Source organism: Thalassospiraceae bacterium LMO-JJ14, from assembly GCA_021555105.2.
Taxonomy (GTDB): domain Bacteria; phylum Pseudomonadota; class Alphaproteobacteria; order Rhodospirillales; family Casp-alpha2; genus UBA4479.
Window position 1 is genome coordinate 3,162,696 of record CP134604.1, and the last position, 24,857, is coordinate 3,187,552.

Annotated in this window: 29 protein-coding genes; 10 read left to right on the forward strand and 19 right to left on the reverse strand. The window is 62.5% G+C overall.

What is annotated here, in order from left to right; translation table 11 throughout:
- Window positions 1-44: 44 nt before the first annotated feature.
- The 5 genes from L2D14_14965 to fdhD form a co-directional block, all read right to left on the reverse strand.
- Window positions 45-242: a twin-arginine translocation signal domain-containing protein gene (locus tag L2D14_14965; GenBank protein ID WNJ99160.1), complete on the reverse strand. Its 198-nt coding sequence runs from the start codon at window positions 240-242 to the stop codon at window positions 45-47.
- 148 nt (window positions 243-390) lie between these two features.
- Window positions 391-960, reverse strand: a complete 570-nt coding sequence (locus L2D14_14970) for a molecular chaperone TorD family protein (protein ID WNJ99161.1) — start codon at window positions 958-960, stop codon at window positions 391-393.
- Window positions 961-1,299: 339 nt separating this feature from the next.
- Complete coding sequence (locus L2D14_14975; protein ID WNJ99162.1) at window positions 1,300-2,088, reverse strand: DUF3306 domain-containing protein; 789 nt, start codon at window positions 2,086-2,088, stop codon at window positions 1,300-1,302.
- Entirely contained in the window at window positions 2,081-3,250 is a 1,170-nt protein-coding gene (gene mobA / locus L2D14_14980; GenBank protein WNJ99163.1) for a molybdenum cofactor guanylyltransferase MobA, read from the reverse strand. Before mobA ends, L2D14_14975 begins: the two co-directional genes overlap by 8 nt.
- On the reverse strand, window positions 3,247-4,119 hold the full coding sequence (gene fdhD / locus L2D14_14985) for a formate dehydrogenase accessory sulfurtransferase FdhD (protein WNK01694.1): 873 nt from the start codon (window positions 4,117-4,119) through the stop codon (window positions 3,247-3,249). The genes mobA and fdhD overlap by 4 nt, the downstream gene beginning before the upstream one ends.
- A 283-nt stretch (window positions 4,120-4,402) precedes the next feature.
- Between fdhD and L2D14_14990 the strand changes: the two genes are divergently transcribed.
- Genes L2D14_14990 through L2D14_15000 form a run of 3 tightly spaced genes read left to right on the forward strand, consistent with a single transcriptional unit; the run spans window position 4,403 to window position 6,772 of the window.
- Window positions 4,403-5,107: an ABC transporter permease gene (locus tag L2D14_14990; protein WNJ99164.1), complete on the forward strand. Its 705-nt coding sequence runs from the start codon at window positions 4,403-4,405 to the stop codon at window positions 5,105-5,107.
- Between the two features lie 8 nt (window positions 5,108-5,115).
- Window positions 5,116-5,892 carry an ATP-binding cassette domain-containing protein gene (locus tag L2D14_14995; GenBank protein WNJ99165.1) on the forward strand — a complete coding sequence of 259 codons (777 nt, stop codon included), beginning with the start codon at window positions 5,116-5,118 and terminating at the stop codon, window positions 5,890-5,892.
- 40 nt (window positions 5,893-5,932) lie between these two features.
- Window positions 5,933-6,772 (forward strand): substrate-binding domain-containing protein, encoded by an 840-nt coding sequence (locus L2D14_15000; GenBank protein ID WNJ99166.1) that lies wholly within the window; start codon window positions 5,933-5,935, stop codon window positions 6,770-6,772.
- Between the two features lie 176 nt (window positions 6,773-6,948).
- On the opposite strand, the gene L2D14_15005 is transcribed toward L2D14_15000, so the two are convergent.
- From L2D14_15005 to L2D14_15015, 3 genes are read right to left on the reverse strand one after another with little or no spacing between them, the layout of a single operon-like run.
- Window positions 6,949-8,208 (reverse strand): NAD(P)/FAD-dependent oxidoreductase, encoded by a 1,260-nt coding sequence (locus L2D14_15005; GenBank protein ID WNJ99167.1) that lies wholly within the window; start codon window positions 8,206-8,208, stop codon window positions 6,949-6,951.
- Between the two features lie 50 nt (window positions 8,209-8,258).
- The gene (locus tag L2D14_15010) at window positions 8,259-9,035 is read right to left on the reverse strand and encodes a fumarylacetoacetate hydrolase family protein (GenBank protein WNJ99168.1); all 777 of its coding nucleotides are present in this window, start codon (window positions 9,033-9,035) and stop codon (window positions 8,259-8,261) included.
- On the reverse strand, window positions 9,028-9,321 hold the full coding sequence (locus L2D14_15015) for a DUF1330 domain-containing protein (protein ID WNJ99169.1): 294 nt from the start codon (window positions 9,319-9,321) through the stop codon (window positions 9,028-9,030). Before L2D14_15015 ends, L2D14_15010 begins: the two co-directional genes overlap by 8 nt.
- 164 nt (window positions 9,322-9,485) lie before the next feature.
- Here L2D14_15015 and L2D14_15020 point away from each other — a divergent pair, with 164 nt between their 5' ends.
- Window positions 9,486-10,124, forward strand: coding sequence for a class I SAM-dependent methyltransferase (locus L2D14_15020; protein ID WNJ99170.1), 639 nt, complete (start codon window positions 9,486-9,488; stop codon window positions 10,122-10,124).
- 9 nt (window positions 10,125-10,133) lie between these two features.
- Here L2D14_15020 and L2D14_15025 read toward each other — a convergent pair whose 3' ends face one another.
- Both L2D14_15025 and L2D14_15030 read right to left on the reverse strand, forming a co-directional pair.
- Complete coding sequence (locus tag L2D14_15025; GenBank protein WNJ99171.1) at window positions 10,134-10,430, reverse strand: ankyrin repeat domain-containing protein; 297 nt, start codon at window positions 10,428-10,430, stop codon at window positions 10,134-10,136.
- Window positions 10,431-10,505: 75 nt separating this feature from the next.
- Complete coding sequence (locus tag L2D14_15030; GenBank protein ID WNJ99172.1) at window positions 10,506-11,384, reverse strand: helix-turn-helix transcriptional regulator; 879 nt, start codon at window positions 11,382-11,384, stop codon at window positions 10,506-10,508.
- A 209-nt stretch (window positions 11,385-11,593) separates the two neighbouring features.
- On the opposite strand from L2D14_15030, the gene L2D14_15035 reads away from it, so the two are divergent.
- Together L2D14_15035 and moaA are read left to right on the forward strand one after the other, a co-directional pair.
- Window positions 11,594-13,681, forward strand: a complete 2,088-nt coding sequence (locus L2D14_15035) for a 4Fe-4S dicluster domain-containing protein (GenBank protein ID WNJ99173.1) — start codon at window positions 11,594-11,596, stop codon at window positions 13,679-13,681.
- A 261-nt stretch (window positions 13,682-13,942) separates the two neighbouring features.
- Window positions 13,943-14,932 carry a GTP 3',8-cyclase MoaA gene (gene moaA, locus L2D14_15040; protein ID WNK01695.1) on the forward strand — a complete coding sequence of 330 codons (990 nt, stop codon included), beginning with the start codon at window positions 13,943-13,945 and terminating at the stop codon, window positions 14,930-14,932.
- A gap of 96 nt (window positions 14,933-15,028) precedes the next feature.
- On the opposite strand, the gene L2D14_15045 is transcribed toward moaA, so the two are convergent.
- Window positions 15,029-15,559, reverse strand: coding sequence for a hypothetical protein (locus L2D14_15045; GenBank protein WNJ99174.1), 531 nt, complete (start codon window positions 15,557-15,559; stop codon window positions 15,029-15,031).
- A gap of 29 nt (window positions 15,560-15,588) precedes the next feature.
- On the opposite strand from L2D14_15045, the gene L2D14_15050 reads away from it, so the two are divergent.
- Both L2D14_15050 and L2D14_15055 read left to right on the forward strand, forming a co-directional pair.
- Window positions 15,589-15,978: a hypothetical protein gene (locus tag L2D14_15050; protein ID WNJ99175.1), complete on the forward strand. Its 390-nt coding sequence runs from the start codon at window positions 15,589-15,591 to the stop codon at window positions 15,976-15,978.
- 143 nt (window positions 15,979-16,121) lie between these two features.
- Window positions 16,122-16,898: an enoyl-CoA hydratase gene (locus L2D14_15055; protein ID WNJ99176.1), complete on the forward strand. Its 777-nt coding sequence runs from the start codon at window positions 16,122-16,124 to the stop codon at window positions 16,896-16,898.
- A gap of 126 nt (window positions 16,899-17,024) precedes the next feature.
- Here L2D14_15055 and L2D14_15060 read toward each other — a convergent pair whose 3' ends face one another.
- Window positions 17,025-17,687: a class I SAM-dependent methyltransferase gene (locus L2D14_15060; GenBank protein WNJ99177.1), complete on the reverse strand. Its 663-nt coding sequence runs from the start codon at window positions 17,685-17,687 to the stop codon at window positions 17,025-17,027.
- Window positions 17,688-17,752: 65 nt separating this feature from the next.
- Between L2D14_15060 and L2D14_15065 the strand changes: the two genes are divergently transcribed.
- Together L2D14_15065 and L2D14_15070 are read left to right on the forward strand one after the other, a co-directional pair.
- Window positions 17,753-18,127 (forward strand): DUF952 domain-containing protein, encoded by a 375-nt coding sequence (locus L2D14_15065; GenBank protein ID WNJ99178.1) that lies wholly within the window; start codon window positions 17,753-17,755, stop codon window positions 18,125-18,127.
- 2 nt (window positions 18,128-18,129) lie between these two features.
- Complete coding sequence (locus tag L2D14_15070; protein ID WNJ99179.1) at window positions 18,130-19,191, forward strand: quinone-dependent dihydroorotate dehydrogenase; 1,062 nt, start codon at window positions 18,130-18,132, stop codon at window positions 19,189-19,191.
- 24 nt (window positions 19,192-19,215) lie between these two features.
- Here the strand turns inward: L2D14_15070 and L2D14_15075 are convergent, their stop codons facing one another.
- The 7 genes from L2D14_15075 to L2D14_15105 form a co-directional block, all read right to left on the reverse strand.
- A complete protein-coding gene (locus tag L2D14_15075; GenBank protein WNJ99180.1) occupies window positions 19,216-20,322 on the reverse strand; it encodes an AbrB family transcriptional regulator in 1,107 nt (368 codons plus the stop codon).
- Window positions 20,319-21,086: an NAD kinase gene (locus tag L2D14_15080; GenBank protein WNJ99181.1), complete on the reverse strand. Its 768-nt coding sequence runs from the start codon at window positions 21,084-21,086 to the stop codon at window positions 20,319-20,321. Before L2D14_15080 ends, L2D14_15075 begins: the two co-directional genes overlap by 4 nt.
- A gap of 242 nt (window positions 21,087-21,328) precedes the next feature.
- Complete coding sequence (locus L2D14_15085) at window positions 21,329-21,625, reverse strand: GIY-YIG nuclease family protein (protein WNJ99182.1); 297 nt, start codon at window positions 21,623-21,625, stop codon at window positions 21,329-21,331.
- A 115-nt stretch (window positions 21,626-21,740) separates the two neighbouring features.
- The gene (locus L2D14_15090; protein WNJ99183.1) at window positions 21,741-22,652 is read right to left on the reverse strand and encodes a hypothetical protein; all 912 of its coding nucleotides are present in this window, start codon (window positions 22,650-22,652) and stop codon (window positions 21,741-21,743) included.
- A gap of 46 nt (window positions 22,653-22,698) precedes the next feature.
- Complete coding sequence (locus L2D14_15095; GenBank protein ID WNJ99184.1) at window positions 22,699-23,400, reverse strand: DUF4126 domain-containing protein; 702 nt, start codon at window positions 23,398-23,400, stop codon at window positions 22,699-22,701.
- Window position 23,401: 1 nt separating this feature from the next.
- The gene (locus L2D14_15100; protein WNJ99185.1) at window positions 23,402-24,166 is read right to left on the reverse strand and encodes a sulfite exporter TauE/SafE family protein; all 765 of its coding nucleotides are present in this window, start codon (window positions 24,164-24,166) and stop codon (window positions 23,402-23,404) included.
- 116 nt (window positions 24,167-24,282) lie between these two features.
- The gene (locus L2D14_15105) at window positions 24,283-24,855 is read right to left on the reverse strand and encodes an HD domain-containing protein (GenBank protein WNJ99186.1); all 573 of its coding nucleotides are present in this window, start codon (window positions 24,853-24,855) and stop codon (window positions 24,283-24,285) included.
- Between the last annotated feature and the right edge of the window lie 2 nt (window positions 24,856-24,857).

Here is a 24,857-nt window from a genome sequence, read left to right on the forward strand (position 1 = left end):
TATCTCCCAATGTTGACCATTTAAACATTAGTACCCGTACAGGCCTAGAAGCGGCTCAGCTCGTAGTACTTCATGACATGTTCGGTTTCCCGGTAACCGCTCGTCTTGCGATCCTCGGGCAATGCTGCTTCCGCTTTGGTTCCGGAAAGAGCGGCTGTTGCGATACCGGCAGCACCGGCAACACTTGCCCCTTTCAGAAAATCACGGCGGGCCAGCGTGTCCGATTTTTCGGTCCTTTTCATAGCTGTCTCCCAATAGTTGACACGTACGTGATGGCCACCATGGCCATTCTTTCCTTGTCTTGTGGACCCGGATTACACCCCCAGATGGCGAATGCTTCTCCGTTCCGTCTCTTTATCAGCGGCTCAACCGCCCTTAACTCCAGGCAGCTCAAGCCGCCATTTCATAAGCCTCGCGCTCGATCTCCATGAACAAGCGACCGATGGTCCCTACCGGCATGTAAAGCACAGCTGCCTGCGCCCCCTCGAGGTCCTTGAACATTTTTCCGGCCCATGGCGCCAGGTGTTTGTCGAAAAACGCTTTCGCTTCAGCCGACCCCACCTCGCCCCCAAGTGCACCGGTCAGCAGACCGTGCATCATCTCGCACAGGCTGGCGATGTGGTCTTCGGGTTCAGAATTATCCTCGGACGAAGCGATCCCAAGGCGTGCCATGTCGGCGCGCAACTCGGCCAATGGCTTGTCGTAAACAAGACCGGTTAAATACAAGGAAGCATATGGTGAAATTTCACCACCGGCACCGACACCGTAAAACAGCTCGGTGAACTCCTCTTCGGCTTTCACGCGCGGTGTACGGAGGCAAAGCTTTCCGAATGCGGCAATCGCCACGCCCAGTGCACTATCATCCTCATGACCGGCGAGAGAACGCATCATCTCGAGCGTTTCGTCATCCATCGGTGCGGACAGGACCCGCGCAAGTAAACCGTAAAAATTGGCACGCATAAGATTGTCCTCGGACACGCTCGGCGCGCCAGGGGCAAAATTGGAATCAGACGATGAATTGATAGCTGTGGACTTTGCCACTTTTTCTCCCTTGGTGCTTCCCAGCTACAGCGACTTTTCTAGTTCTTAAAAGAATATTTTTGACGCTTTGTTATGCATTGGCGGTGAGCTCAAAACCGAACAATTACCCACACTTCGCCCACTAAGCCTGAATGTTAATATTATCAGGTGGCATCCCAGTTGGTGTCAAATGGATTCTCCCCGAATTCGATTGTGCACCTGCGAAAAAAATTATTACTTTCAGTCGCTTAAGGCCATAAATTTACTATGGATATATGCTCAGTTTTCAGTATCGTCCTCGCTGCCGCCAATTTCGTCATCTTCAATTTCCACAGGCGTTTCATCATTTTGCGGAGTTTTTTGGTTTAAAACCCCATCGTTTTCAGCCCCTTCTGCGGCATCCTCTTCAGCGTCGTCGTCATCGAACGCCTTCCGTGCCTGTTCCGGCATCATGTCGCGAAGTTCTTTTTCGCTCAGATGCCCCCGCCCAACCTGATAATTCCCGGTCAGGCCGTCGATGATCCTGTCGATGATATTGAAATCCTCATCGTAGTCGTTCAGCCCGTCACGGACGTTGAAGAACGGATTGATTCGCCACATAACCCTGAGCGCCCGGCGCTTCATGAATTCCGGCACCCCTTTACGCAGGAACGGGGTAAAGTCCGAATCCTTATCGAGAGAATCCAATGGCGCCAACGCAGCGACGGTCTCGCGTTCCTCGTCGCTCATGTCCTCTTCGTCTATGCCGGCAAACAGTGTGTCGTCTTCCATCGCCGCGGCAACGGCATCCTGGTCTGCTTCTCCGTCCGTGTCTTCGTCCGCCGGCAGGTATCCGACCCCACGCGTCAGGCGGTCATCGCCGTCCTCAGGATCAGGGGCCAGAGGCACCATAGCCGGCACGAAATGTCGTGACCGCGCACCGCCCGGAAGCGTGGCAAACGGATCAGCGGGTTCGGCCGCCGCAGTTTTGCTGCGGGCTTTTTCCGACTGCACCTGCGTTTCTTCGATGGCATCGGCACCACCCTTGGCCTTGAGGCGCGACCAGCGGCTCAAACGTCCTTCAGCCACTGCCACCCCCATTGCGACGTCCTTGCTGGAAGTCACCCTTGCGCGGATCGTAGGGTTTGCGCTTACGTTTCTTGAACGGCACATCCTTGTGATGCGTGTCGCAGAAGGTCTTCACCCAGGCCGCGATTTCAGGCGGCATCACAACCCCTTCGACCATCTGATCGGTGTCTTCGGTATAGCTTTCCGCCTCGTAGGGGCAAGCCGTCACCAAGTGCACCAGCATTTCCGGATCGTCTGCTTCCTCGGCAGGGTTGAGGACGATGTATATATGCGGCGGATCGTTCGAGAGATTGACCCGATAGCCCTCCGTCTCGCCCCGAAACAGCTCCAACGGCATGGTCGCGGCGTGAAAGTGCACCCAGCCGTCCCCCTCGCGGAGCTGCACCCATTCGTCGTGCGGGTCCTTCGCCGGCGCACCGGGAAAGACGGCGACCGGCTGGTAGGTGTAATCCTGCCAGCGGCTATCGCTGTCACGGCGCTCGATGACCACGCCAAGCGGAATGATTTCGTGCTTTTCCGGGGCCGCCGCTTCCTCGACGGCGAGAAGACGTTCCGCTTCTTCCAGATTCTCCGGACGGTTGACGTTGAAGAACGGATCGACGGGCTCGGTCTCGAACGGGACATGCGTGATGCCGATGCGGTCGGTCCACAGATCGATCTTGCGCATCTCTTCGTCGATCATGGCGCGGCGCAGTTCGTCTCTCAGCGCGACCGGCCAGACGGCGAAAACCGGATGCGTGCGATCCCCGCTAATGGCACAGGACAAAGGCGTCTGCCCCGCGCTCACCGGGGCCATCAGCCGGGCCACCAGATCGTGCGGCAGGAACGGCGCATCGGTTGCGAAGCTGACCACGTAGTCGGCCTCGGGGACGTTTTCCGCCGCCCAGTCGAGCGCCGTCAGGATGCCCGCCAGCGGTCCCTGATGGCCTTCGATGACGTCGGCGACAACCGGCAGGCCGTATTGCTGGAACCGCGCCGGATCGCCGTTGGCGTTGAGGATCAGGTGATGTACCTGCGGCTTCACACGGTCGATGACGCGGTCCAGGATCGGCTTGCCGCCAAGTGCCCGCATCGGCTTGTCGCCGCCGCCCATGCGCCGGGCCAGGCCGCCTGCAAGCAGCACGCCGACGATCGGCTTCGCGGTGGCTTCAGGCGCGTTCATTCCGCAGCCGCTCCCTTGCGGTTCATGTCTTTCGGTTCGTCCTCGATGGCCGACGCATCGATATCGAATTCGATGCGGCCCTCGCCGGCCAGCGCAATGAAGCGTTTGCCGCGCGCGCGGCCGATCAGGGTCAGCCCGACCTGACGCGCCAGCTCGACGCCCCATGCTGTAAAGCCCGAGCGCGAACACAGGATCGGCATGCCCATCTGCACGGTCTTGATGACCATCTCCGACGTCAGCCGCCCGGTCGTGTAGAAGATCTTGTCCTCGCCCGAAATGCCGTTCAGAAACATGTAGCCGGCGATCTTGTCGACGGCGTTGTGGCGGCCGACATCTTCCATATAAATCAATGGCTTGTCTTCATGGCAGAGAACACATCCGTGGATCGCCCCGGCCTCCAGATAGAGGCTCGGCGTGGTGTTGATTTTCTTCGTCAGGGCATACAACCAGGAGGTTTTCAAAATCGCGTCGGGGTTCAGTTTCGCGGTCTCGAACTTCTCCATGACGTCGCCGAAAACCGTGCCCTGCGCACAGCCCGACGTCAGGGTTTTCTTCTTCAGTTTCTCTTCGTAGTCGGTTTCACGCGCGGTCCGCACGACGACGGTTTCGATCTCTTCGTCATAGTCGATGGCGGTCACTTCATCGTCGGCGCGCAGCATGTTCTGGTTCAAAAGATAGCCGACGGCGAGGTAGTCGGGATGATCGCAGATGGTCATCATGGTGACGATCTCGCGGCCGTTGAGGAACAGCGTCAGCGGGCGTTCCACCGTCACCGATGTTGCAACCGTCTTGCCGTCCTGATCGATCCCCTGCACGCGTTCGGTTAGTTTCGGATCGGCCGGATCTGGGCGGATCAGGAATTCATCCATGCCGGAAATATCGTCGCCTGGACGTGCCACCGAAATCTCTCCTCCCTAATCGCGCCGGTTTGGCATGCCACATACCATGCTCAGCGTCTTATTTGGTAACGCGATCATCTTGGGCAAGTGGGCCAAGATCAAGCCACGATAATAAAAACCACGCCCCGGCACCTTCAATCCTGCATATTTATGCATTGATATGCATATTTTCCCGAGTTAGGCTCCGCCGTTAACGAAATTAGGCGCAAAAGACGCATTTTTGGGAATTTGACGGAAAGCCGGTCCGGGAAGCATGAACGACATCTCCGCAGCCTTTGCGACAGCGCTTCAACTGCTGCTCGCGTTTGACGACAAACTGATCGAAATCGTCGCTCTGTCGATGCAGGTCAGCCTGTCGGCGGTTGCCCTGTCCGTCGTCATCGGTCTGCCGCTCGGCGCCGCTCTGGCGCTGTTCAAATTTCCCGGCCGTAACGGCTTCGTGGTTTTCCTGAATGCCCTGATGGGTCTGCCGCCGGTCGTCGTCGGTCTTGTCGTCTATCTTCTGCTGTCGCGCTCGGGGCCGCTCGGCGTGCTCGGGCTTTTATTCACACCGGCAGCAATGGTCGCGGCGCAGGCGATCCTGGTGACGCCGATCGTCGCCGCGCTCACCCGCCAGGTCGTCGCCGATCTGTGGGTCGAATATTCCGAGCAGCTTCGCTCACTCGGCGCCAGTCCCGCCGGTGCCATTCCGGCGCTGCTGTACGACGCCCGGTTCACACTTGTCACCGCCGTCCTCGCCGGGTTCGGCCGCGCCTCGGCGGAAGTCGGTGCGGTGATGATCGTCGGCGGCAACATCGATCACGTAACGCGAACCATGACGACGGCCATCGCGCTCGAGGTCTCGAAGGGCGATCTGGCGCTGGCGCTCGGCCTCGGCATCGTGCTGATTTCACTGTCGCTGGCGATCAACGCCGCGACCTATGCCGTCAAGCAGCGCGCCGAAGCGGCCTGGGCATGAGCACGGCCATGAACAACGCCCTTCCAGACACCATCGACAGGTCAACGGACGCGATCTCCCCGGCAAACGGCGCCAACATTCTGCCGCTTCACGTCGAAGCGCTGTGCTTCAATGCCGGCGGACGGCGGCTGATCGACGACATCTCGTTCTTCCTCGAAGCCGGTCCCCGGACCGCCATCCTCGGCCCCAACGGCGCCGGCAAGTCGTTGCTGCTCAGACTCTGCCACGGACTTCTCCAGCCGGCTTCCGGAAAAATCACCTGGCTCGGCGCCGCTCATGAAAATCCGGCCCGCAAACAGGCGATGGTTTTCCAGCGCCCGGTCCTGCTGCGCCGCACCGTGACCCAGAACATCGACTATGCGCTCAAACTGCACGGTGTCGCCCGGTCCGACCGTGCGCCGATCATCGAAAACGTACTGAGCCGCACCGGCCTCGGCCAATTCGCGCAAAGCCCGGCCCGGCATCTGTCCGGCGGCGAGCAACAGAAACTGGCGCTGGCCCGTGCCTGGGCGACGAAGCCGGAAGTGCTGTTCCTCGACGAGCCGACGGCCAGCCTTGACCCCGCCGCGACGCACGCCATCGAGAACATCATCGACACCATGCACGACGAAGGCACGCGCATCGTCCTGACCACCCATGACCTCGGTCAGGCGCGCCGCCATGCCGATGAGGTGCTGTTTATCTACAAGGGGCGTCTGCTCGAAAAGACCCCCGCCGAGGCATTCTTCAAGTCACCCGAAAGCGGCGAGGCCGCCGCGTTCCTCAAAGGTGAGTTGAGATGGTAACTGCAGAAAACAAACGCATGAACAGTTTAGGGAGATAACAATGTTCAAACTGAAGACACTGCTGGCCGCAGCGCTGATGGCGCTGAGCTTCGCGACCGCCCCGACCTCACAGGCCGTGGCCGCCGACAAGTACATCACGGTCGCATCCACGACCTCGACCGCCAATTCCGGCCTGTTCGATTTCCTGTTGCCGAAATTCACCGAGAAAACCGGCATTGAAGTCCGCGTCGTCGCGGTCGGCACCGGCAAGGCGATCAAGCTGGCGATGAACGGCGACGCCGATGTGCTGTTCGTGCACCACAAGCCGTCGGAACTTAAATTCGTCAAGAAAGGCTTCGGCGTGAAGCGCACCGACGTGATGTACAACGACTTCGTCATGGTCGGTCCGAAGTCCGACCCGGCCGGCGTCAAGGGTACGAAGACGGCCGCCGACGGACTCAAGAAAATCGCCGCCGCCAAGTCTCCGTTCGCATCGCGCGGCGACAACTCGGGCACCAACAAGAAAGAGCTGGAGCTGTGGAAAGGCGCCGGCATCGATCCGACGGGTGCGGGAAACAAATGGTACAGCGCCACCGGTTCCGGCATGGGCGCGACGCTGAACGTGGCGTCCGGCATGAACGCCTATTCGCTGACCGACCGCGCGACGTGGCTCAAGTTCAAGAACAAGGGCGACCTTACGATCGTGCTCGAAGGCGACCCGGTGCTGTTCAACCAGTACGGCATCATTCTGGTCAACCCGAAGAAACACCCGCACGTCAAAACCGAACTCGGCCAGACGTTCATCGACTGGGTCATCGGCAAGGAAGGCCAGGGCCTGATCAACGAATACAAGATTCTCGGCAACCAGGCGTTCTTCGCCAACGCCCAGCCTGGCGCATAAATCAGAATCTTAAACGATCCCTTGAAGGGGCTTCCCCTTCATTCAACTGCCTCCCCCACTTCGGTGGGGGAGGTTTTTTTTACGCCCCTCTCCTTGCCCCTCTCCCGGCGCTGCGCGCCACCCTCTCCCAAGGGAGAGGGGAAGGGCACATATCTCCCTCTCCCTGGGGAGAGGGGTCAGCTTTCGCCGGACGGACTGTAAGCCAGATAGCCGCGCTGGATGGAAATGTGATCGGCGATGTGCTTGGCGTCGTGCCACACGCCCCAGATGAACGACGAGCCGCGCTGGCTGAGCCACGGCAGGCCGAGGAAATAGACGCCGGGCTCCGATGACACGCCACGCTGATGTTGCGGCCGGCCTTCGGCATCGAAGGCATCGACCTTGAGCCAACTGAAATCGCTGCTGAAGCCGGTCGCCCAGACAATCGACGCGACACCCGCCCCGGCCAGATCGAGGGTAAGGATGGGATCGCTGACGCACGCCGGGTCCGGGCCGATCAGCCGCGCTTCGGGCTCTTCGGGCAGGTCGAGATCGTTGCGCGCGATATAGGCGTCGGCTTCGTCGAGCACCGACAAATAGTTGGCGTCGCCGGCATTGATGTTGCGGGCCAGGTCGGCGGCGAAGCTCAACACGCCATCGTTGAAGGACTCCGTCCGCCCGACCAGCGTCATCCCCGCCTCGGCCAGCCGCCGGAAATCGATGGTTTCGCCGCCATGCGCACCGCTGACCGCAATCGTCACATGTTCCGTACCGGCCTTCGGGGTTTCCATGTCCCACTTGCCGAGCACACCAAGCCACCAAACGAAATCGCGGCCCCGGTAGCTGCGCGGCGGCCGGTCGTGCGGCCCGACCGAAAGATAGACCCGCCGGCCCGCGCGCAAAAGCTCGTCGGCGATCTGTGTCCCCGATGATCCCGCGCCGATCACCATGACGGCCCCGTCGGGTAATTGCGCGGGGTTGCGGTACGCGCTGGAATGGATCTGCACGACACCCGCATCTTCCGGAACAACCGCCGGGATCACCGGATTCTGAAACGGGCCGGTGGCGGCAACCACATAGGTGGCGTCGATCGCGCCCGCAGACGTTTCGACGTGAAAGCCGGGCCGCCCCTCGTGCCGGCGGACTTCCCCGACCTCGACACCGCAGCGGATCGGGGCCGCGATCTTTTCTGCATAACGGACGAAATAATCCGCGACTTCTTCCTTGGGCGGAAATCCGTCGGGGCCGGTTTCGGCGAATTCCATGCCCGGAAAACGGTCGTGCCAGGCCGGCCCGTTGGCGACCAGCGAATCCCAGCGTTCCGAGCGCCAGCGCTCGGCGATCCGGCCCCTTTCCAGCACCAGATGCGGAATCCCCAGGCTGCCCAGATGCTCGCTCATGGCGACCCCGGCCTGACCGCCGCCGACGACGAGAACTTCCGTTTTTTCAACGCTCATGTATCGGTCCTTCTCCTTGTCCCCCGCCTGGCCCTCTCCCGGCGCTTGGTTCAAGACGTGAACGAAATCGAAATCTGTCCGCACGGGCCGAAATCGCACAGCACCTCGTCGCCCGGCTTGACGGGGGTAACCCCGGTCATGGTGCCGGTGGTGATGATATCCCCCTTGCGGAACGGCAGTCCGATCGATTGCGCTTCCGTCGCTGCCCATTGCAAAGCCAGCAAAGGATTCCCGAGCACCGCGGCGCCGGTCCCGGCATTGCCGGGTTCACCGTTGAGCGTGATCGCCGCGCCGACGCCGGCCATATCCATATCGCGCCAGCCGTCGATTTCCGGGCCGCAAACAAGCGCCGCATTGAACGAGAAATCGCTGATGCAGACGGAAATGCCGGCGCCCTTGAAGCCGCCCTCGAAACGGCAGCCGACCACTTCGACGGCAATCAGGGCACGCTTCGTTGCGTCCAGCAGGTCGTTGATCGAGGTGATCCGCGCATCGTCCAGATCCTCGGCCATCTCGAAAGCGATCTCGCATTCGATGGCGGCGCCGTGCTCGGGCCGGGCCACCAGCGTGTCACCGGATTTGTAGAGGTGTTCGGCGAAAACCGGACCGATCGACGGACCGTCCATGCCCAGCAGGTCCTGCGCCATGTCGCTGGTCGCGGCGACCTTCCATCCGGCGCGGGTCAGCCCCGATGCGTCGGCGGCGGCGGCCTGCACCTGATAGGAAACGTTCCGTTCAGCCGTGCCGGCAACGGCGCTGCGCGGCAACAGGGTGCCGGATTTGCGGGCCTGCCATATGTCGCGGCCGAGTTTGACGATATCAGGCATCGTAACCCTCCACCCCGATCAGCACACTGTCGGCGGATGCCTGACGCAGGGCCAGCGGTCCGGCGTATTCTTCGGACGCATGCCAGCGGCGGATGGCGTCCAGGTCCGGAAATTCGATAACCACGATGCGCGGAAACGGCATCTCGCCTTCCAGCACCGCCGTCTCGCCGCCGCGCACGATGTACTTGCCGCCGTACTTTTTCAGCGTGTCCGGTACCAGCGCGCGATAGGCCTCGAATTTTTCCGGGTCACTCACATCGACCTGAGCGATCATGTAGGCAGGCATAAACGTCTCCTCGCTTTTCGTTATTGTCGGCATAAACATTTGCGCTCGGACCCGGAATGGCAAGGGAATGTTGGCTGTCCGGGCCCGCCGTTCCGGCCCCGGGCGGGACTTTCCGGCATGGTGTGCTAGGGTTCGGGTGACATCCGAAACTGAAAGAGAGACAAATGCCCGAAGACAAACCCGGAAAAGAGACCGCAAAACTTCACAAGGCCTACGCCGCCACGAATACCGACGAACTCGCCGATGCCTATGACGACTGGTCGGAAGAGTACGAAGATCACATGAAAAGCATCGGCTACACGCACCCGGCGATGGTCACCTCGCTGGCCAGCCGGTATATCCCCGGCGATGCGACGCCGATCCTCGACGCCGGGTGCGGCACCGGGATCATGAGCGAAATCATGCAGGCGCTCGGCCATGACGACATCATCGGCCTCGATGCGTCGCCCGGCATGCTGAAAATCGCCGGGCAGAAAGGTCATTACCGCAACCTGCATCACATGTATCTGGGCGAGCCGCTGGATTTCGGCGACGACACCTTCGGCGGCGTTGTCAGTTCCGGCGTGTTCACGCAGGGCCACGCCCCGCTGGACGGTCTCGACGAGCTGATCCGTGCGTCCAAACCCGGTGCGCGGATCGTTTTTTCCGTGGCCCGGACCTATCTTGACGGCCTGTTCGATCCCAAGCGCAAGGCGCTGGAGGACGCGGGCCTGTGGCGATATGTCGATGAAACCGGGATCTACAATTCGGCGCCGCTCGGCGATCATCTGCCGAGCCGGGTTTACTGCTTCGAGGTTTGTTGAGTTTGGGCGTCAGCCCAGCATATTGCGAATGGTGCTGTCGTTTTCGGCCCAGCTGATCCAGTTGCGCGGCCCAAGGCCGTACTTGTTCTTGTGATCGGCGCTGGCGCCGGCTTCAAGGAGGGTCTTGCAGACCCCTGACTGGGCGCGCGCGCAGGCCATCATCAGCGCGGTGTTGCCGTACTGGTCCGTGGTGTCTGCCTTGAGGCCCTGTTCCAGCCCGGCGCGGACGGCTTCGTCGTCGCCCCTGGCGGCGGCGTCCATGAATTCTTGCTCGGTCATTTTCGCGGTCATCTTCGTCGACGTCATTGCGCCCTCCATGCCGCAACAGTTCGGGTGCGGGCGGGGAATCGTCAAGCGCTATTCGTGACGCGGGGCCGGATATCAGGGCGCGTTGTAGTGAACGGTGCCCATACCGGAAATATCGTACCCCGCCATTTCTTCGGCGCGGGCCTTGAATTCCGCGGTTTCGCAGAACGCCCGCAGGCGCTGCAGGGGGGCCTGGAAATAATCACGGCGGCGGATCATCAGATCGTAGCGTTCGCGGTGCAGGGGGATGAAATCGAGACCGTACTGATGCGCCGCTGCGCGAATCCCGAGCCCCGCGTCGGCGCGGCCTTCGACGATCGCCAGCCCGACATCGGTTTCGGAGTGCGCTTCGACATCGGCGATATCCAGCACATCGAAATCGAGCCCGGCTTCCGAGACCAGATACTGGAACAGCACGCGCGAGCCGGCGCCGATTTCGCGGATCACGAATCTGGCGTTGGCGGCCGCAGCCTCGGCCAGTCCGCGCACCCGCATCGGATTACCGGCGGCGACGATCAGGCCCTGCTCGCGCCAGGCCCATTCGACCAACACGCAATCCAACCCGACGGTGGCTTCGCTGGCCGGGCCGACGTTATAGCCGCCGTCGCTCAGGTCGAGCACATGCATGCCGCAGGCCACCGCCTCGCCCCTGGAAAAGCGCTGCACGCCATCGAGGCTGCCGCCCGCCATCAGCGCCAGCTCGCACCCCGACGTGCGCACCGCCCATTCGAGCAGCGGATCGTGCGAGCCGACGATCACCGGCGGCGGCGGCGTCGCGTGGGAAGCGGCGATCTTCGGGAACGTCGACGAGCGCGCCAGCCAGATATCGATCAAGTGCTTCGGGAACAGCCATTTGCCGGTCACGCGGGTGCACGGGATTTCCCCGGCGCCGACAAGATCGTAGACCTTGCGCTCCTTGAGCCGCAGGTAGTCGGCGACTTCCTTCGTCGTCATCAGGTCTTTCATGCCGGTTCCACCCCGCGTTCCGCTGGCATCGCTTAAACCCTTAAAATTGATATGTCTTTATTTACAGACAATATGCGTTATGTAATGCCGAAACGACAGCCCCGGTATCGATAACGCCTGAAATTGAAAACAAGCAGGCGGATCGTCATATACAGGACCGGACGCTTTTCGGCGAGCCTGGGAGGGAATGTATTACCATGAAGCTCAACGGCAAGGACGTCTTCGTCTGTTCGTGCGAAGATACGATGACCATCGATGCCGACGCCCTGGCCAAGGGTCTGGGCGGTGACGGCGCGTTGCGCCCGGCGCGCCACCTGTGCCGGGTCGAGCTGAACCGCTTTACCGACGACGCCAGAAACGCCGACAAGATCCTCGTCGCCTGTACCCAGGAAGCGCCGCTGTTTCTCGACGCCCTCGAAGAACTGGGCGACGACGCGCCGGAAGCCGACTTCCTCAACATCCGCGAAATGGCCGGCTGGTCCGAAGCCGGGCGCGCCAAAAAGGCCGACAGGAACGTCACAGCGAAAATGGTGGCGCTGATCAAGGAAGCCGCCCTGGACCTCAAGGAAGCGCGGTCCGTCAGCATGATTTCGACGGGCATCGTTCTGGTGCTGGGCCGTGACGACATCGCCATCGAGGCGGCACGCAAGCTGAGCACACGCATGGATGTGACCGTGATCCTGGCCGGCGGCGCCGTCGCCAGCCCGCCCGACGTCATGGACATGCCGGTTTTCATCGGCACCGTCACCAGCGCCAAAGGGCATCTCGGCGCGTTCGAGATCGGCGTCGAGAATTTCCGCGCCACCGCGCCGTCATCCCGTGAAAAGCTGGAATTCACCGGCGTCGGCGAAGCCGGCAGTTCGACCTGCGATCTGATCCTCGATCTCAGGGGCGATGCGCCGCTGTTCAGTGCCGCCGACAAACGCGACGGCTATTTCCACGTCGATCCGAAAAGCCCGGCCGCCGTGATGGAAGCGCTGTTCACGCTGAGCGACATGGTCGGCGAGTTCGAAAAGCCGCGTTACGTCGATTACGACGCCGGCATCTGCGCGCATTCCAGAAGCCGCATCACCGGCTGCTCTAAATGCCTCGACATCTGCCCGACCGGCGCCATCGAGCCGAACGGCGACACCGTCAAGTACGACCCCTACATCTGCGCCGGCTGCGGGTTGTGCGCCGTGGTCTGCCCGACCGGTGCGGCGAAGTACAGCCTGCCCGCCGGTGACGGCGTTTCGGAGCGCCTGCGCGCGCTGATCGGCACCTATACCAAAGCCGGCGGCGCCAAGCCGGTGCTCTTGATCCACGACGCCGCGTTCGGGCGCGACGTCATCGCGCTTTCCGCCCGCCACGGCCGCGGCCTGCCCGGCAACGTTCTGCCGTTCGCCGTCAATCAGGTGACGCAGATCGGCCTTGAAAGCATCACCCTGGCACTGGCGCTCGGCTGTTCTGAGGTCTGTTATCTTTTACCGCCGAAAAAGCGCGAAGACCGCGACACGCTGTTAGAGACCATCACCATCGCCGATGCGGTGACGGAAGGTCTCGGCTACGGCGCAGGCCGCGTGCGTCTGCTCGAACCGGACGATCCGGACCAGCTCGACGCCGCGCTTTACGGAACCGAGATACCGGACGCGATCCCCGCCGGCGATGTCGCCGGTGTCGGGCGCAAGCGCTCGGTACTCAGGCTGTCGCTGGATGCGCTGCACAGAAAAGCGCCGAACAAGGTCGACGAGATCGCGCTGCCCGCCGGCGCGCCCTTTGGTGCCGTCAAGGTGGATGTGGACGGCTGCACGCTGTGTCTTTCGTGCGTCGGCGCATGTCCGACCGGCGCGCTCAAGGACAACGAAAACCTGCCGCAGCTTAACTTCGCCGAGGACGCCTGCGTGCAGTGCGGGCTATGCAAGAACACGTGTCCGGAAAACGTCATCACGCTTGAGCCGCGCCTCAGCTTCCGTGAAGAAGCGCGCAGCCCGCAGGTGGTCAAGGAAGAGCAGCCGTTCCTGTGTATCCGCTGCGGCAAGCCGTTCGCGACGCACGCCTCCATGCAGCGCACCATCGACAAGCTCAAGGATCACGCCATGTTCCAGGGGCCGGGCAAACTGGAGCGGCTGAAGATGTGCGAGGACTGCCGCGTCGTGCAGATGACGACGGAAGACGGCAACCCGCTGGCGCACGGCACCGTGCCGATCCCGCGCACCACCGACGACTACCTGCGCGAACGCGACGACCTGCGCGAAAAGGCAAAACAGGATATGATCAAGAAGGGCCTGACGGAGGGCGAAGCCTGAGGTAAACAAATATGACCGAAGGCGAAGCCTGAGATGGATTTCGTCATTCCGGCGCAGGCCGGAATCCAGGACATCAACTGCACTGGACCCCGGCCTTCGCCGGGGTGACGGCGCACCAGAAGCGGCAAGTTCAGGACGGCAAATCAGGGTTTAAGCCCCCGGGGATGACGTAAGCCCACAACAGGCTTATATTCGAGATGTAACGAAGAGGACGAGAAACTCTTGGACGGTACCGCGACCACGAAAAGCATCGAAACGCCGATGATCGACCCGTTCGGGCGTCACGTCAGCTATCTGCGCGTGTCGGTCACGGACCGTTGCGATTTCCGCTGCGTCTATTGCATGGCCGAGGACATGACGTTCCTGCCGAAAAAGGACGTGCTCTCGCTCGAGGAACTGGAGCGCCTGTGCGGTGCCTTCATCCGCAAGGGCGTGCGCAAACTGCGCCTGACCGGCGGCGAACCGCTAGTGCGGCGCGGCATCATGACGCTGATCGACAATCTCGGGAAACACATCCATACCGGTGCGCTGGACGAACTGACCCTGACCACCAACGGCAGCCAGCTGGCCCGCTATGCCGACGACCTGATGGCCGCAGGCGTGCGGCGCATCAACGTTTCCGTCGACACGCTGGACCCGGCGAAGTTCCGCGAAGCAACCCGCTGGGGCGATCTGGAAAAGGTCATGGGCGGTCTGGCGGCGGCCAAGAAAGCCGGTCTTCAGGTCAAGATCAACGCCGTCGCGCTGAAGCATCTGAACGCCGACGAGTTCGACGACATGATCCGCTGGTGCGGCGAAAACGCCTTCGATCTGACGTTGATCGAAACCATGCCGCTGGGCGAGATCGGCGAGGACCGTGTCGATCAATATCTGCCGCTGTCCGAAGTCCGCCGCGATCTGGAAAAGCGCTGGACGCTGACGGACATCCCCTACCGCACCGGCGGTCCGGCGCGCTACACCGAAATCAAGGAAACCGGCAGCAAGCTCGGCTTCATCACGCCGCTGACGCATAACTTCTGCGAAAGCTGCAACCGGGTACGCCTGACCTGCACCGGCACGCTGTACATGTGCCTGGGACAGGACGACGCGGCGGACTTAAGGAAGCCGCTCCGCGCCAGCGACGACGACGCTTTGCTGGATGCCGCGATTGACGAGGCCATCGGCCGCAAGCCCAAGGGCCACGATTTCATCATCGACCGCCGCGACGCCAAACCCGCCGTCGGCCGTCACATGTCGATGACGGGTGGCTGATTCCAGTTAACACATGCTTCGAGACGCCCCGGATCAAGTCCGGGCCTCCTCAGCATGAGGTGTTTCCTAAAGGTCCTCATCCTTCGAGACGGCCTGTTACTGCCCCGTCGACGGACGGCGTTGCAGTTCCTGCGTGCGCGAGCGCTGTTCGGCCAGCAATTGCTGCGTCAGGGCCTGCTGTTTCTGTTCCAGCTCGCGCGCCAGCTGCACCTGCGCCTGCGTCACCTGGCGCTGTTCGGAAGCCAGCTCCTGGGTGCGGGTGCGTTGCGCCTGCGCCAGTTCCCGGCCTTTCTGCTGCACCTCGCGGGTGCGGTCTCGGGCCTCATTGAGCAGCGCCCGCACGCGTTGCTCCACGGACTGGGTCAGGTCCTCGCCCTTCAGAAGCTGCTCGGCCTGATTGACGATGCCTTGCAGGCTGCGCAGGCTGCGTTGCAGGTCCTGGGCGATGGACGATGCCGAGGCGCCGCGCTGCTGGCGTTTCCGCTTGCCGCCGACACAGGTCATCTGCTTCGTCACGGCATTCAATTTCAGGAAAAACCGGCCGCAGTCGGCCAGCGTGTCGGCCTGCGCCGCGCGTGGCGTTAAGGCCGCTGCAAGGGCGAGCGGCAAAATCAGGGTCGCGGTCACGGCAAAGGATCTCATGCGGTTAGTTTAACGTGATCCGCGCAGAATTTGAATTGACGATTGGCGTTGCGTCAGCTTCCCTGTGGCGCATGAAAAACAAGCACATCAAACAGCCGCCCGTGCGGTCCCTGCTTTCGGCCGCCGGCCTTGCTTTCATTCTCGTCTGCGTCGGCGCACCGCCGGCCCTGGCGAAGATCACACCGGCCGAATGCGAAGCCGATTACGCCGCCATGCTGGCGGAGATCGAAAGCAACCGGCAGCGCTCCCTCGACGAGTTGAACCGCGAGTTGCGCTACACCACCGACGACGACGTAGCGGCCAGCATCAACGCCATGATCGATCAGACGTGGGAGATCGAGGAAACCCACCTCGGGCATGCCGCAAATGCGTATCGCGACTGCATGAAATACGCCAAGCAGTAAGCCTGAGGCGGCGGCTGCACTGGCGCGGCTTCTTTCGCACCTGCGAACAATTGCTTTTCCTTCCGGCCCCGGTGTGCCAAAACCGGGGGGCTGCGCGTCTGCGCCCGCGCGCCCCGAATTTTTCCGATATTGAGGAGTTTCCCATGGATTACCAAAACATCATCGCCGAAACCAAGGACGGCGGCGTCGCGCTGATTACGCTGAACCGCCCGGATGCGCTGAACGCGCTGAACGATGCCCTGATCAACGAACTGGGCCACGCCATCGACGGTTTCGAAGCCGACGACGCCATCGGCTGCATCGTCATCACCGGTTCCGAGAAGGCCTTCGCCGCCGGTGCCGACATCAAGGAAATGCAGTCCAAATCGTATATGGATGCCTACAAGTCGAACTTCATCTCGACGTGGGAACGCGTCGCCAAATGCCGCAAGCCGGTAATCGCCGCGGTCAACGGCTTCGCGCTCGGCGGCGGCTGCGAACTGGCGATGATGTGCGACTTCATCCTCGCCGGCGACAATGCCAAATTCGGCCAGCCGGAAGTCAAGCTCGGCATCCTGCCGGGTGCCGGCGGCTCACAGCGCCTGACCCGCTTCGTCGGCAAGTCGAAAGCCATGGAGATGTGCCTGACCGGGCGCATGATGGACGCCGACGAAGCCGAACGTTCGGGCCTCGCCAGCCGTGTCGTAGCGGCCGCCGAACTGCTCGACGATGCCCTCAAGACCGCCGCCGCCATCGCCGGCATGTCGAAGACGACCTGCATGATGGTCAAGGAATCGGTCAACCGCTCGTATGAAACGACGCTGGCCGAGGGCATCCTGTTCGAACGCCGCGTGTTCCATGCCGCTTTCGCCACCGAGGACCAGTCCGAAGGCATGGCCGCCTTCGCCGAAAAGCGCAAGGCCACCTGGCAGGACAAGTAAGTAAAAGCCCCCTCACCTGTCCTCTCCCCCGCTTCGCAGGGGAGAGGGACCCTGTCGAAACGCACTGCATTCCCATCCCTCTCCCCCTCATAGGGGGAGAGGTTAGGTGAGGGGGTGCTTGAACATCTAAACTTTCCGGGCCAGCGTCAGGCCGTCGCCGATCGGCACCATCGAAATCTCGACGCGGGCATCGTCCTTGAGCGCCGCGTTGAAGCCCCGCATGGCGATGGCGTTTTCCGACGACGTTTCCGGGTCGGCCGCATTGCCGCCCATGAAGACGTTGTCGACGGCGATCACGCCACCCGGCCTGAGCAGCGTCAGGCAGCGCTCGAAATAATCCGGATAGCCGGGCTTGTCGGCATCGATGAAGGCGAAGTCGTAAGCCCCGCCCTCGCCCGCATCAATCATCGCATCCAGACTTTCCGCCGCCGGTGCAATGCGCAGGTCGATCTTGTCCGCAACCCCTGCCTTCTCCCAGAACGGCACGCCGATGTCGGTAAACTCGGTCGAAATGTCACAGGCGACCAGTTTGCCGTCGCCCGGCAACGCCAGCGCCACGGCGAGCGCCGAATAGCCGGTAAAGGTGCCGATCTCGATACAGTTTTTCGCGCCCAGCATGCGCACCAGCATCTGCATGAGCTGCCCCTGCTCGGGCGAGATCTGCATGATCGCCCATTCGTGACCGGCGGTCTCGGCGCGCAGTTCGGCCAAAATCGCCGCCTCGCGAATGCCGACATCGAGCATATAGCGGTAAAGTTTTTCATCGATATCGAGGCTGCGTGCGCTCATTTTCTCTCCCCGGCACAGTGTATCCGTATTTTACTGCATACGGATGATGGGCTACTTTGCCCGCCATGAGCGACGATGTCATCTACCACATGTGCCGGGCCGATGAATGGGTTCAGGCGCTGGAAAGCGGCAGCTATCCCGGCTCCAGCCAGGACAGGGCCGACGGCTTCATTCATTTCTCGAGCAAGGATCAGGTGTGGACCTCGGCGGCGAAACACCGCCGCGGCCAGGACGGCATTCTGCTGCTGGCCGTCGACGCCAAATCCCTCGGCGCGGCGCTGAAGTGGGAACCGTCCCGGGGCGGGCAGTTGTTCCCGCACCTTTACGGTCCGCTCGATATCGATGCCGTGATCGAGACCACGCCGCTGCCGCTCGACGCGGAAGGCATTCACGTCTTCCCGGAAGGGTTTCCGCCGCCCGAGATGGACGGGGACGCCTGAGCGTGGACGCGTACAGCCTGAGCTGGCCGCTGGTCCGTCACCTGAGCCCGGAAAGCGCGCACAATCTGGCGCTGTGGGCTCTCTCGAAGCGGCTGGTGTCGGGTGCGCCCTATGCCGACCCGGTGCTGGAAACCGAGCTTTGGGGCCGCACGTTCAGAAACCCGCTCGGCCTCGCCGCCGGTTTCGACAAGGACGCCGCCGTCCCCATGCAGGCGTTGGCGCTCGGCTTCGGCTTTGTCGAGATCGGCTCCGTCACGCCGCGCCCGCAACCCGGCAACCCGAAACCCAGACTGTTCCGCCTCGATGAAGACGCCGCCGTGATCAACCGCATGGGCTTCAATTCCAAAGGCGCTGAGCACGCGGCGGAGATGCTGTCGCGGCTGCCGGCGTCGCGCGCGCTCGGCGTGATCGGCGTCAATCTCGGCAAGAACAAGGAAACCGAGGACGCGGCGGCGGATTACGTGAGCGGCATCGAAAAGCTTTCCGGCTTCGCCGATTACATCGTCGTCAATGTCTCGAGCCCGAACACGCCCGGGCTGCGCGCCCTGCAGGACCGGGCCGAGCTGGAAGGACTGATCGCACGGGTCCGAAGCGCCCTCGATGCGGCGGTCCCGGACAACCCGCCGCCGCTTCTGGTCAAGGTCGCGCCCGATCTGACCGACGCCGATATCGCCGACATCGCCGCCGTCGCCATGGGTGACGCCGTCGACGGCCTGATCGCGACCAACACCACGATCACCCGGCCGATGGGTCTTAAGAATATACACCGCGACGAAACCGGCGGGCTCAGCGGCAGACCGCTGGCGCCGATCTCGACCAGGGTCATATCCGACTTTTACAAAGCCACCAACGGCCGCGTGCCGCTGATCGGCGTCGGCGGCATCGCGTCCGGTGCCGATGCTTATGCCAAGATCAGGGCCGGGGCTTCGCTGGTGCAGCTCTATTCCGGCATGGTGTTCGAAGGCCCGTCATTGCCGGGCCGTGTCTGCCGGGCGCTGGCCGGGCTTTTGAAACGCGACGGCTTCGAACACGTCGCCGACGCCGTCGGCGCCGATCACCGCTAATCCCCTCTCCTTGGGGAGAGGGATTCAGTTGACGTCGTGCTTCGGCTTGCCGAACAGCACCCGCGTCACCACCGAGATCGACATCACGATAAACAGGATGCGGACGATGTGGTGCGTTGAGACGAACGCCGTGTCGATGTGCATGGCGAGGCTGATCAGCGTCATCTCGGCCAGCCCGCCGGGCGCGAAGGAAATCCACAAAGCGTGATAATCGAGCTGCGTGATCTGGTGCAGGATCGACGCCGCGCCCATGGCCAGGCCCAGCGTCGTCGCCGCGCCGATGATGCCGACACCGACCGGGTTGATGAGCTGGCGGCGCTCGACGCCGACGAAGCGGCAGCCGACATTGGTGCCGATGACGATCTGCGCCAGGTTCACCAGTTCGCCCGGCGGCTTGGCCGTGGTCAGCCCGAGAAAATGCACGATGGCGCTGATCAGCATAGGCCCGAGCAGCGCCGCCGCCGGAATGCCCAGCCGCTTCGCCCCCAGATAGCCGACCAGGGCGCACGTCACCAGCACCGACGCATCGGCCATACCGAGATCGTTGATAGTCCCCATCGGTGACACCGCGGGCGGGGAGTAGCCCTCGAAGATGCGGAAATAGAACGGGATCAGCAAAACCGTGAACATCACCCGCGTGGCATGGATCAGCGAGATCGAACGGACATCGATGCCGTAGCTTTCGGCGATCAGGATCATCTCGCCGAAGCCGCCCGGCGTCGCCGCCAGCAGCGCTTCGGGTCTTTTCATCCCGGCAAAACGCTGGAAGCCCCACATCAGGATCGCCGTGACCACGACGACGAAGACCAGCAAAACCACGATACTGATGATCCAGCTCGATGCGTGTTCGAGGATTTCCGGCGTGAAGGCGCTGCCCAGCATGACGCCCAACACGGTAATCATGACCGAACGGCTTTTACCCGGCCCCTTCAGGCGGACCCCGAAAATGGCCAGGCCGGCGGTGAACATCATGGCGCCGATCATCCACGCCAGCGGGAAGCCGATCAGCGAGAAAATCCAGCCGCCGAACGCGCCCCACAGCAGGGTCGCGACGATAATCGGCGCCTGCTGTTTCCAGCCGCGCTTGTCGGGCTTGTCCGGTCTGTCTTCGGCTTCTTCGTAGGCACTCACGCGCTGAACTGCTCCCGGAGTACCCGTTCCTCGAGGTTGTGTTCGGGATCGAACAGAAGCTTCGGCGCATGATTCGCGACCTGCGAGATATTCACGCTGACGACGTTGCGGACCTCGTTGAAGTCGGCGGTCGCACTGACCCTGCGGTCGGCGGCATCCAGCACCTCGAAGGTGATCTTGGCCTTTGACGGCAACAGCGCACCGCGCCAGCGCCGGGGCCGGAAGGCGCTGATCGGCGTCAGCGCCAGCAGGTCGTTGCCGAGCGGAATGATCGGCCCGCTTGCGGACAGGTTGTAGGCGGTCGATCCCGCCGGGGTCGATACCAGCACGCCGTCGCACATCATTTCGTCGAGCCGGGCGACGCCGTCGACGATGATGCGGATCTTCGCCGCCTGACGGGTTTCGCGGATCAGCGAGACCTCGTTCACGGCGAGCGACGCATGCGCCTTGCCGTCGATGTCGATGGCTTCCATTTTCAGGGGATGCAGTTCGATCAGCTCGGCCTTTTCGAGCCGTTCGACCAACCCCGCCTCGGCGTATTCGTTCATCAGGAACCCGACCGAACCCCGGTTCATGCCGTAAATCGGTATTTCGCGGTCCATCAGATCGTGGATGGTGTGCAGCATCATGCCGTCACCGCCCAGCGCGACGATCACATCGGCGCTGTCGACGGACTCGTTTCCGTATATCCGCGCAAGCCGCACCCGGGCTTCGGCGGCTTCCGGGGTCGGCGCCACGACAAAGGCAATCCGTTCATACTTCATAATGACTGTAAGTTAGCGACTGGCGCGGCATTGGGAAAGACCCGTCGAGTTTCAAGTTCCGGCCTCGGCAAATCTGGATTCCGGCCTGCGCCGGAATGACGATTTTTATGTTTATTCGTCACCCCGGCGAAGGCCGGGGTCCAGTCATCGGTTGCGCTGGATTCCGGCCTGCGCCGGAATGACATTTTTTATGTTTATTCGTCACCCCGGCGAAGGCCGGGGTCCAGAAGCACCGGTAGTATCTAAGGCCGGCAAATATCATCCCATAAATCGCGCCACGTCGGATTCATCTCTTCGATCAGCCGCAGTTTCCACGCACGCTTCCACTCTTTGAGCGCTTTTTCGCGCTGGATCGCGTTTGCAATATCGTCAAACGTCTCGAAGTAAACGAGTGTTTTGCAGCCATACCTTTTCGAAAAACCGTCAACGACGCCTGCACGGTGTTCCCACACACGCCGAACGAGGTCTGACGTGACCCCAATATAAAGCGTCCCGTTTCGGCGGCTCGCGAGGATGTATAGATAGCCTTGCCTGTTCATGCTTCGTGTTATGGAAGACCCAGACGGATTTCTGGATTCCGGCCTGCGCCGGAATGACAATTTTTATGTTTAGTCGTCACCCCGGCGAAAGCCGGGGTCCAGAAGCACCGGGGTATTAGGGCTTTTCCAGTTCCGGGATCAGGGCGCGGCGCTCGACGAAGCGGAATACCGTGGTGTCGGTGCCCTGCAAAATCACCAGTTCGATATTCGCGACCACGGTTTCCACAAGGCCGGTATCGATGTCGATCAGCGCATAGCCGTCGATCAGGGCGCGCATCGGCGGTGCCATCTCGGCGCGGTCCAGCTTGACCGTCAGAAAGCGGCGCGCGTCGATTTCCGACAGCCCGACCACCATGCCCTCGACCCGCAGCGGGATCGGTCCCGCGTCGCGGAACAGATCGCCGAGATCGCGCCGGAGAACGGTCATCCGCGAGCCCGTATGAAGCCCGCCCGCCCCCATATCCAGCACCAGCCCAAGCATCGGCTGCAACGCTTCCAGCAGGTCGATGCGGGCGTCCTTTTCGCGCTTCATCTGCGTCCTGCCGTCACTGTCGTCGGGACCGGCACGGGTCTGCAGGCGCTTGAACGGCGGCACCCGCCCGGTATCGATCAGCCCGGTGCCGAGCAGCGCGAACTGGGCGCGGTGCGCCTTCGTGTCGAGGCCCGGCAGATGCAGGGCGATCCGGCGAAAACGGCCGTCGGGCGTGATATCTGCAACGATTTTGCCGGCGTCTTTACGCGCGACGGTTTTCGGGCCGAAGGTAAAGCTGGTGGCGTCACGCGTCAGCGTCATCACCGGGCCGTCCTTGCCCGCCGTCACCTCGACGCTGCCCTGCGCATTGAGCCGGTATAGACCCGGCGCCTTTTCCGGCCCCCAGACGATGTCGGTGACGAAGCGGCGCACGGGCGACGGCTTGTAACGGATGGCGACGTTGACTGGCGGCTTCAGGGCTTCGATGCGGTCCGGGTAATTCAGCAAGATGATCTCGTCGGGCAGCGATTGCGCTTGCCCTGCGAGCGGCAGCATCAACCCCGCCACAAGCAATATCGGAGTGAGCCGGCGGCGCACCGGGCTAGGGCCTCGGTTGCGGCGGCTGAGCACCGGAAGACGGCGTGTCCGGCGGCCCCTTGAAGCTTGCCGCGAGGCCGCTGCCCGGTTCCTTGCCTGGCGCGCGGAAGCCCTGGATACGCTGCCAGATGGCCCTGAGACCGCGCAACAACTTCGGCAGAAGCCAGATCAGCAGCAGCGCGAACAACGCCATCCAGATCAGGAATACCACCGGCTTGAACAGCGCCAGCAGCAGGCCGACGATGACGATGACATCCTCGAAGATCGACGCGAACCAGTTCGAGAACGGCTCCGGCGAGGTATTGATCAGCGCCCGGCTGCCGGTCTTGGCGGCGTGCGAACCGGCGCTGACGACACCGCCCAGCACCAACGCCGCAGCCGCCTGCCACGGCTCGGCGACGCCCGATACGCTGCCCATCGCCAAAAGCGCGCCGGCGGGAATGCGGATGAAGGTATGCAGCGCATCGTTGAGGCTGTCGATGCCGGGGATCTTGTCGGCGAAGAATTCCAGCCCGTACAGCAGCGCCGCCGTGGCGATTACCGGCGGGCTCGCCAGCACTTCAAGATCGGGCGGCAGATCGACGGCGCCGGTCATGCCCAGCCCGCCGATCATCAGCGCCGCCAGATAAAGATTGATGCCGCTGGCCCATGCCGCACCCAGCGCCAAGGCCAGCGCGCCCATCACGTCCGGGCCCAACCCGTCCATGCTAAAAGACACCGCCCGAGGTCGCCGTCAGGGCATTGGCGGCGATATAGAAACCGAGCACCAGAAGCGCGAAAAAGAACACCCGGCGGAACAGGTCTTCGGGTATGTGCTTGCGGATCTGCTGGCCGACAACCATGCCGATCACCGCCGGCAGCACACCCGACGCCGACATCAGGCCGAAATCCGTCGACAGCAGATCGTTGGCGCCGAGCGCCACCCCCAGCGCCAGTGTCGAGGCGGTAAACAGCATGCCCATCGCCTGCACCAGCATGTCGCGCGGCAAGCCGATGGCCTGCAGGAACATCACGCCGGGGACCACGAACGAGCCGGTCATCCCGGTCAGCACGCCGTTGACGGCGCCGAGCACGGTGCCGGTCAGGATTTCCTGCGACGGGCGGACCGTCAGCTGGATGCCGCCGAGGCCGAGGCTGGCATAGGCGATGATCAGCAGCCCCAGCAGTGCCGACAGCATGTTCAGATCGACCCGCGTCAGGAACGCCGCGCCGACGCCGACACTCGCCGTCGCCAGAAACAGGAACGGCCACAGGCGGCGGACGATGACCCCGGCATTGCCGCCGACACCGGCCTGCCACAGATTGGTGACGAACGACGGGATCAGCAACAGCGCCATCGCCGTCGTGAGATCGAAGGCAACGGTCAGCAGCGCCAGACTTATGGTCGGCAGCCCGAGGCCGATGACCCCCTTGATCGTACCGGCGAGCATGAACGTCGCGAAAATGATGGCGAGTGTAATCGGATCAAGCATGAATGGATGCTAAAACACTTACGCCGGGGATGAAACCAATCTGACGTCTTTGCACCCTTCCCTCTCCCCGGGGAGAGGGAAGGGTGCATGCGCGCCGGGAGAGGGACCTTGCAGGCTTAGTGAATCAGTTTTTCGAGGATCGGGCGCCAGTGTTCGAGCGGACGTGTTTCCAGACCGGCCACCTTGGCCTTGTCGTCCCAGCGGCGGATCTGCACCGCGTCTTCGCTGTAGGGCGTGGCACGGAATTCGGCCATTTCCGCGTCGCTCATCAGACCGCCCTGCAACTTCATGGTCGTGACGGAGCCTTCGGACAACGTCCCGTAATAGTCGGGATCGACGCTGCAGAGATAACGCTTGGCGGCAACGTGCAGCCGGATACCGGCCAGAACGCGTTCGGAAAAATGGTCCTGCAGCATTTCCGCCCCGGCGTCGTGATGACCGCGCCCGCCACTGACCTTACCCATGTGATCGGGCACCAGGGTGTCGGAAATCTCGTCCTGGCGCACCGCGACGCGGCCGATGTCGTGCAACAGCGCGGCGCAGATCAGTTCCGGGTCGCCGCTCATCGCGTCGGCCAGCTCGGCGATCTGCAACGCATGCTCCAGCTCGGTGATCGGTTCCGCGCCGTACTGCACGGCACCCGCGCCCTCGAGCGCATCGAACAGGGTATCGACGGTAACTTTGCTCATTT

Excerpts from the sequence above, each read along its gene's own strand:
- L2D14_14965 (WNJ99160.1), bottom strand. The coding sequence starts at position 242 with ATGAAAAGGACCGAAAAATCGGACACGCTGGCCCGCCGTGATTTTCTG.
- L2D14_14970 (WNJ99161.1), bottom strand. The coding sequence starts at position 960 with ATGCGTGCCAATTTTTACGGTTTACTTGCGCGGGTCCTGTCCGCACCG.
- mobA (WNJ99163.1), bottom strand. The coding sequence starts at position 3,250 with ATGAACGCGCCTGAAGCCACCGCGAAGCCGATCGTCGGCGTGCTGCTT.
- fdhD (WNK01694.1), bottom strand. The coding sequence starts at position 4,119 with ATGGATGAATTCCTGATCCGCCCAGATCCGGCCGATCCGAAACTAACC.
- L2D14_14990 (WNJ99164.1), top strand. The coding sequence starts at position 4,403 with ATGAACGACATCTCCGCAGCCTTTGCGACAGCGCTTCAACTGCTGCTC.
- L2D14_14995 (WNJ99165.1), top strand. The coding sequence starts at position 5,116 with ATGAACAACGCCCTTCCAGACACCATCGACAGGTCAACGGACGCGATC.
- L2D14_15000 (WNJ99166.1), top strand. The coding sequence starts at position 5,933 with ATGTTCAAACTGAAGACACTGCTGGCCGCAGCGCTGATGGCGCTGAGC.
- L2D14_15005 (WNJ99167.1), bottom strand. The coding sequence starts at position 8,208 with ATGAGCGTTGAAAAAACGGAAGTTCTCGTCGTCGGCGGCGGTCAGGCC.
- L2D14_15010 (WNJ99168.1), bottom strand. The coding sequence starts at position 9,035 with ATGCCTGATATCGTCAAACTCGGCCGCGACATATGGCAGGCCCGCAAA.
- L2D14_15015 (WNJ99169.1), bottom strand. The coding sequence starts at position 9,321 with ATGCCTGCCTACATGATCGCTCAGGTCGATGTGAGTGACCCGGAAAAA.
- L2D14_15020 (WNJ99170.1), top strand. The coding sequence starts at position 9,486 with ATGCCCGAAGACAAACCCGGAAAAGAGACCGCAAAACTTCACAAGGCC.
- L2D14_15025 (WNJ99171.1), bottom strand. The coding sequence starts at position 10,430 with ATGACGTCGACGAAGATGACCGCGAAAATGACCGAGCAAGAATTCATG.
- L2D14_15030 (WNJ99172.1), bottom strand. The coding sequence starts at position 11,384 with ATGACGACGAAGGAAGTCGCCGACTACCTGCGGCTCAAGGAGCGCAAG.
- L2D14_15035 (WNJ99173.1), top strand. The coding sequence starts at position 11,594 with ATGAAGCTCAACGGCAAGGACGTCTTCGTCTGTTCGTGCGAAGATACG.
- moaA (WNK01695.1), top strand. The coding sequence starts at position 13,943 with ATGATCGACCCGTTCGGGCGTCACGTCAGCTATCTGCGCGTGTCGGTC.
- L2D14_15055 (WNJ99176.1), top strand. The coding sequence starts at position 16,122 with ATGGATTACCAAAACATCATCGCCGAAACCAAGGACGGCGGCGTCGCG.
- L2D14_15060 (WNJ99177.1), bottom strand. The coding sequence starts at position 17,687 with ATGAGCGCACGCAGCCTCGATATCGATGAAAAACTTTACCGCTATATG.
- L2D14_15065 (WNJ99178.1), top strand. The coding sequence starts at position 17,753 with ATGAGCGACGATGTCATCTACCACATGTGCCGGGCCGATGAATGGGTT.
- L2D14_15080 (WNJ99181.1), bottom strand. The coding sequence starts at position 21,086 with ATGAAGTATGAACGGATTGCCTTTGTCGTGGCGCCGACCCCGGAAGCC.
- L2D14_15085 (WNJ99182.1), bottom strand. The coding sequence starts at position 21,625 with ATGAACAGGCAAGGCTATCTATACATCCTCGCGAGCCGCCGAAACGGG.
- L2D14_15090 (WNJ99183.1), bottom strand. The coding sequence starts at position 22,652 with ATGCTGCCGCTCGCAGGGCAAGCGCAATCGCTGCCCGACGAGATCATC.
- L2D14_15095 (WNJ99184.1), bottom strand. The coding sequence starts at position 23,400 with ATGGACGGGTTGGGCCCGGACGTGATGGGCGCGCTGGCCTTGGCGCTG.
- L2D14_15100 (WNJ99185.1), bottom strand. The coding sequence starts at position 24,166 with ATGCTTGATCCGATTACACTCGCCATCATTTTCGCGACGTTCATGCTC.
- L2D14_15105 (WNJ99186.1), bottom strand. The coding sequence starts at position 24,855 with ATGAGCAAAGTTACCGTCGATACCCTGTTCGATGCGCTCGAGGGCGCG.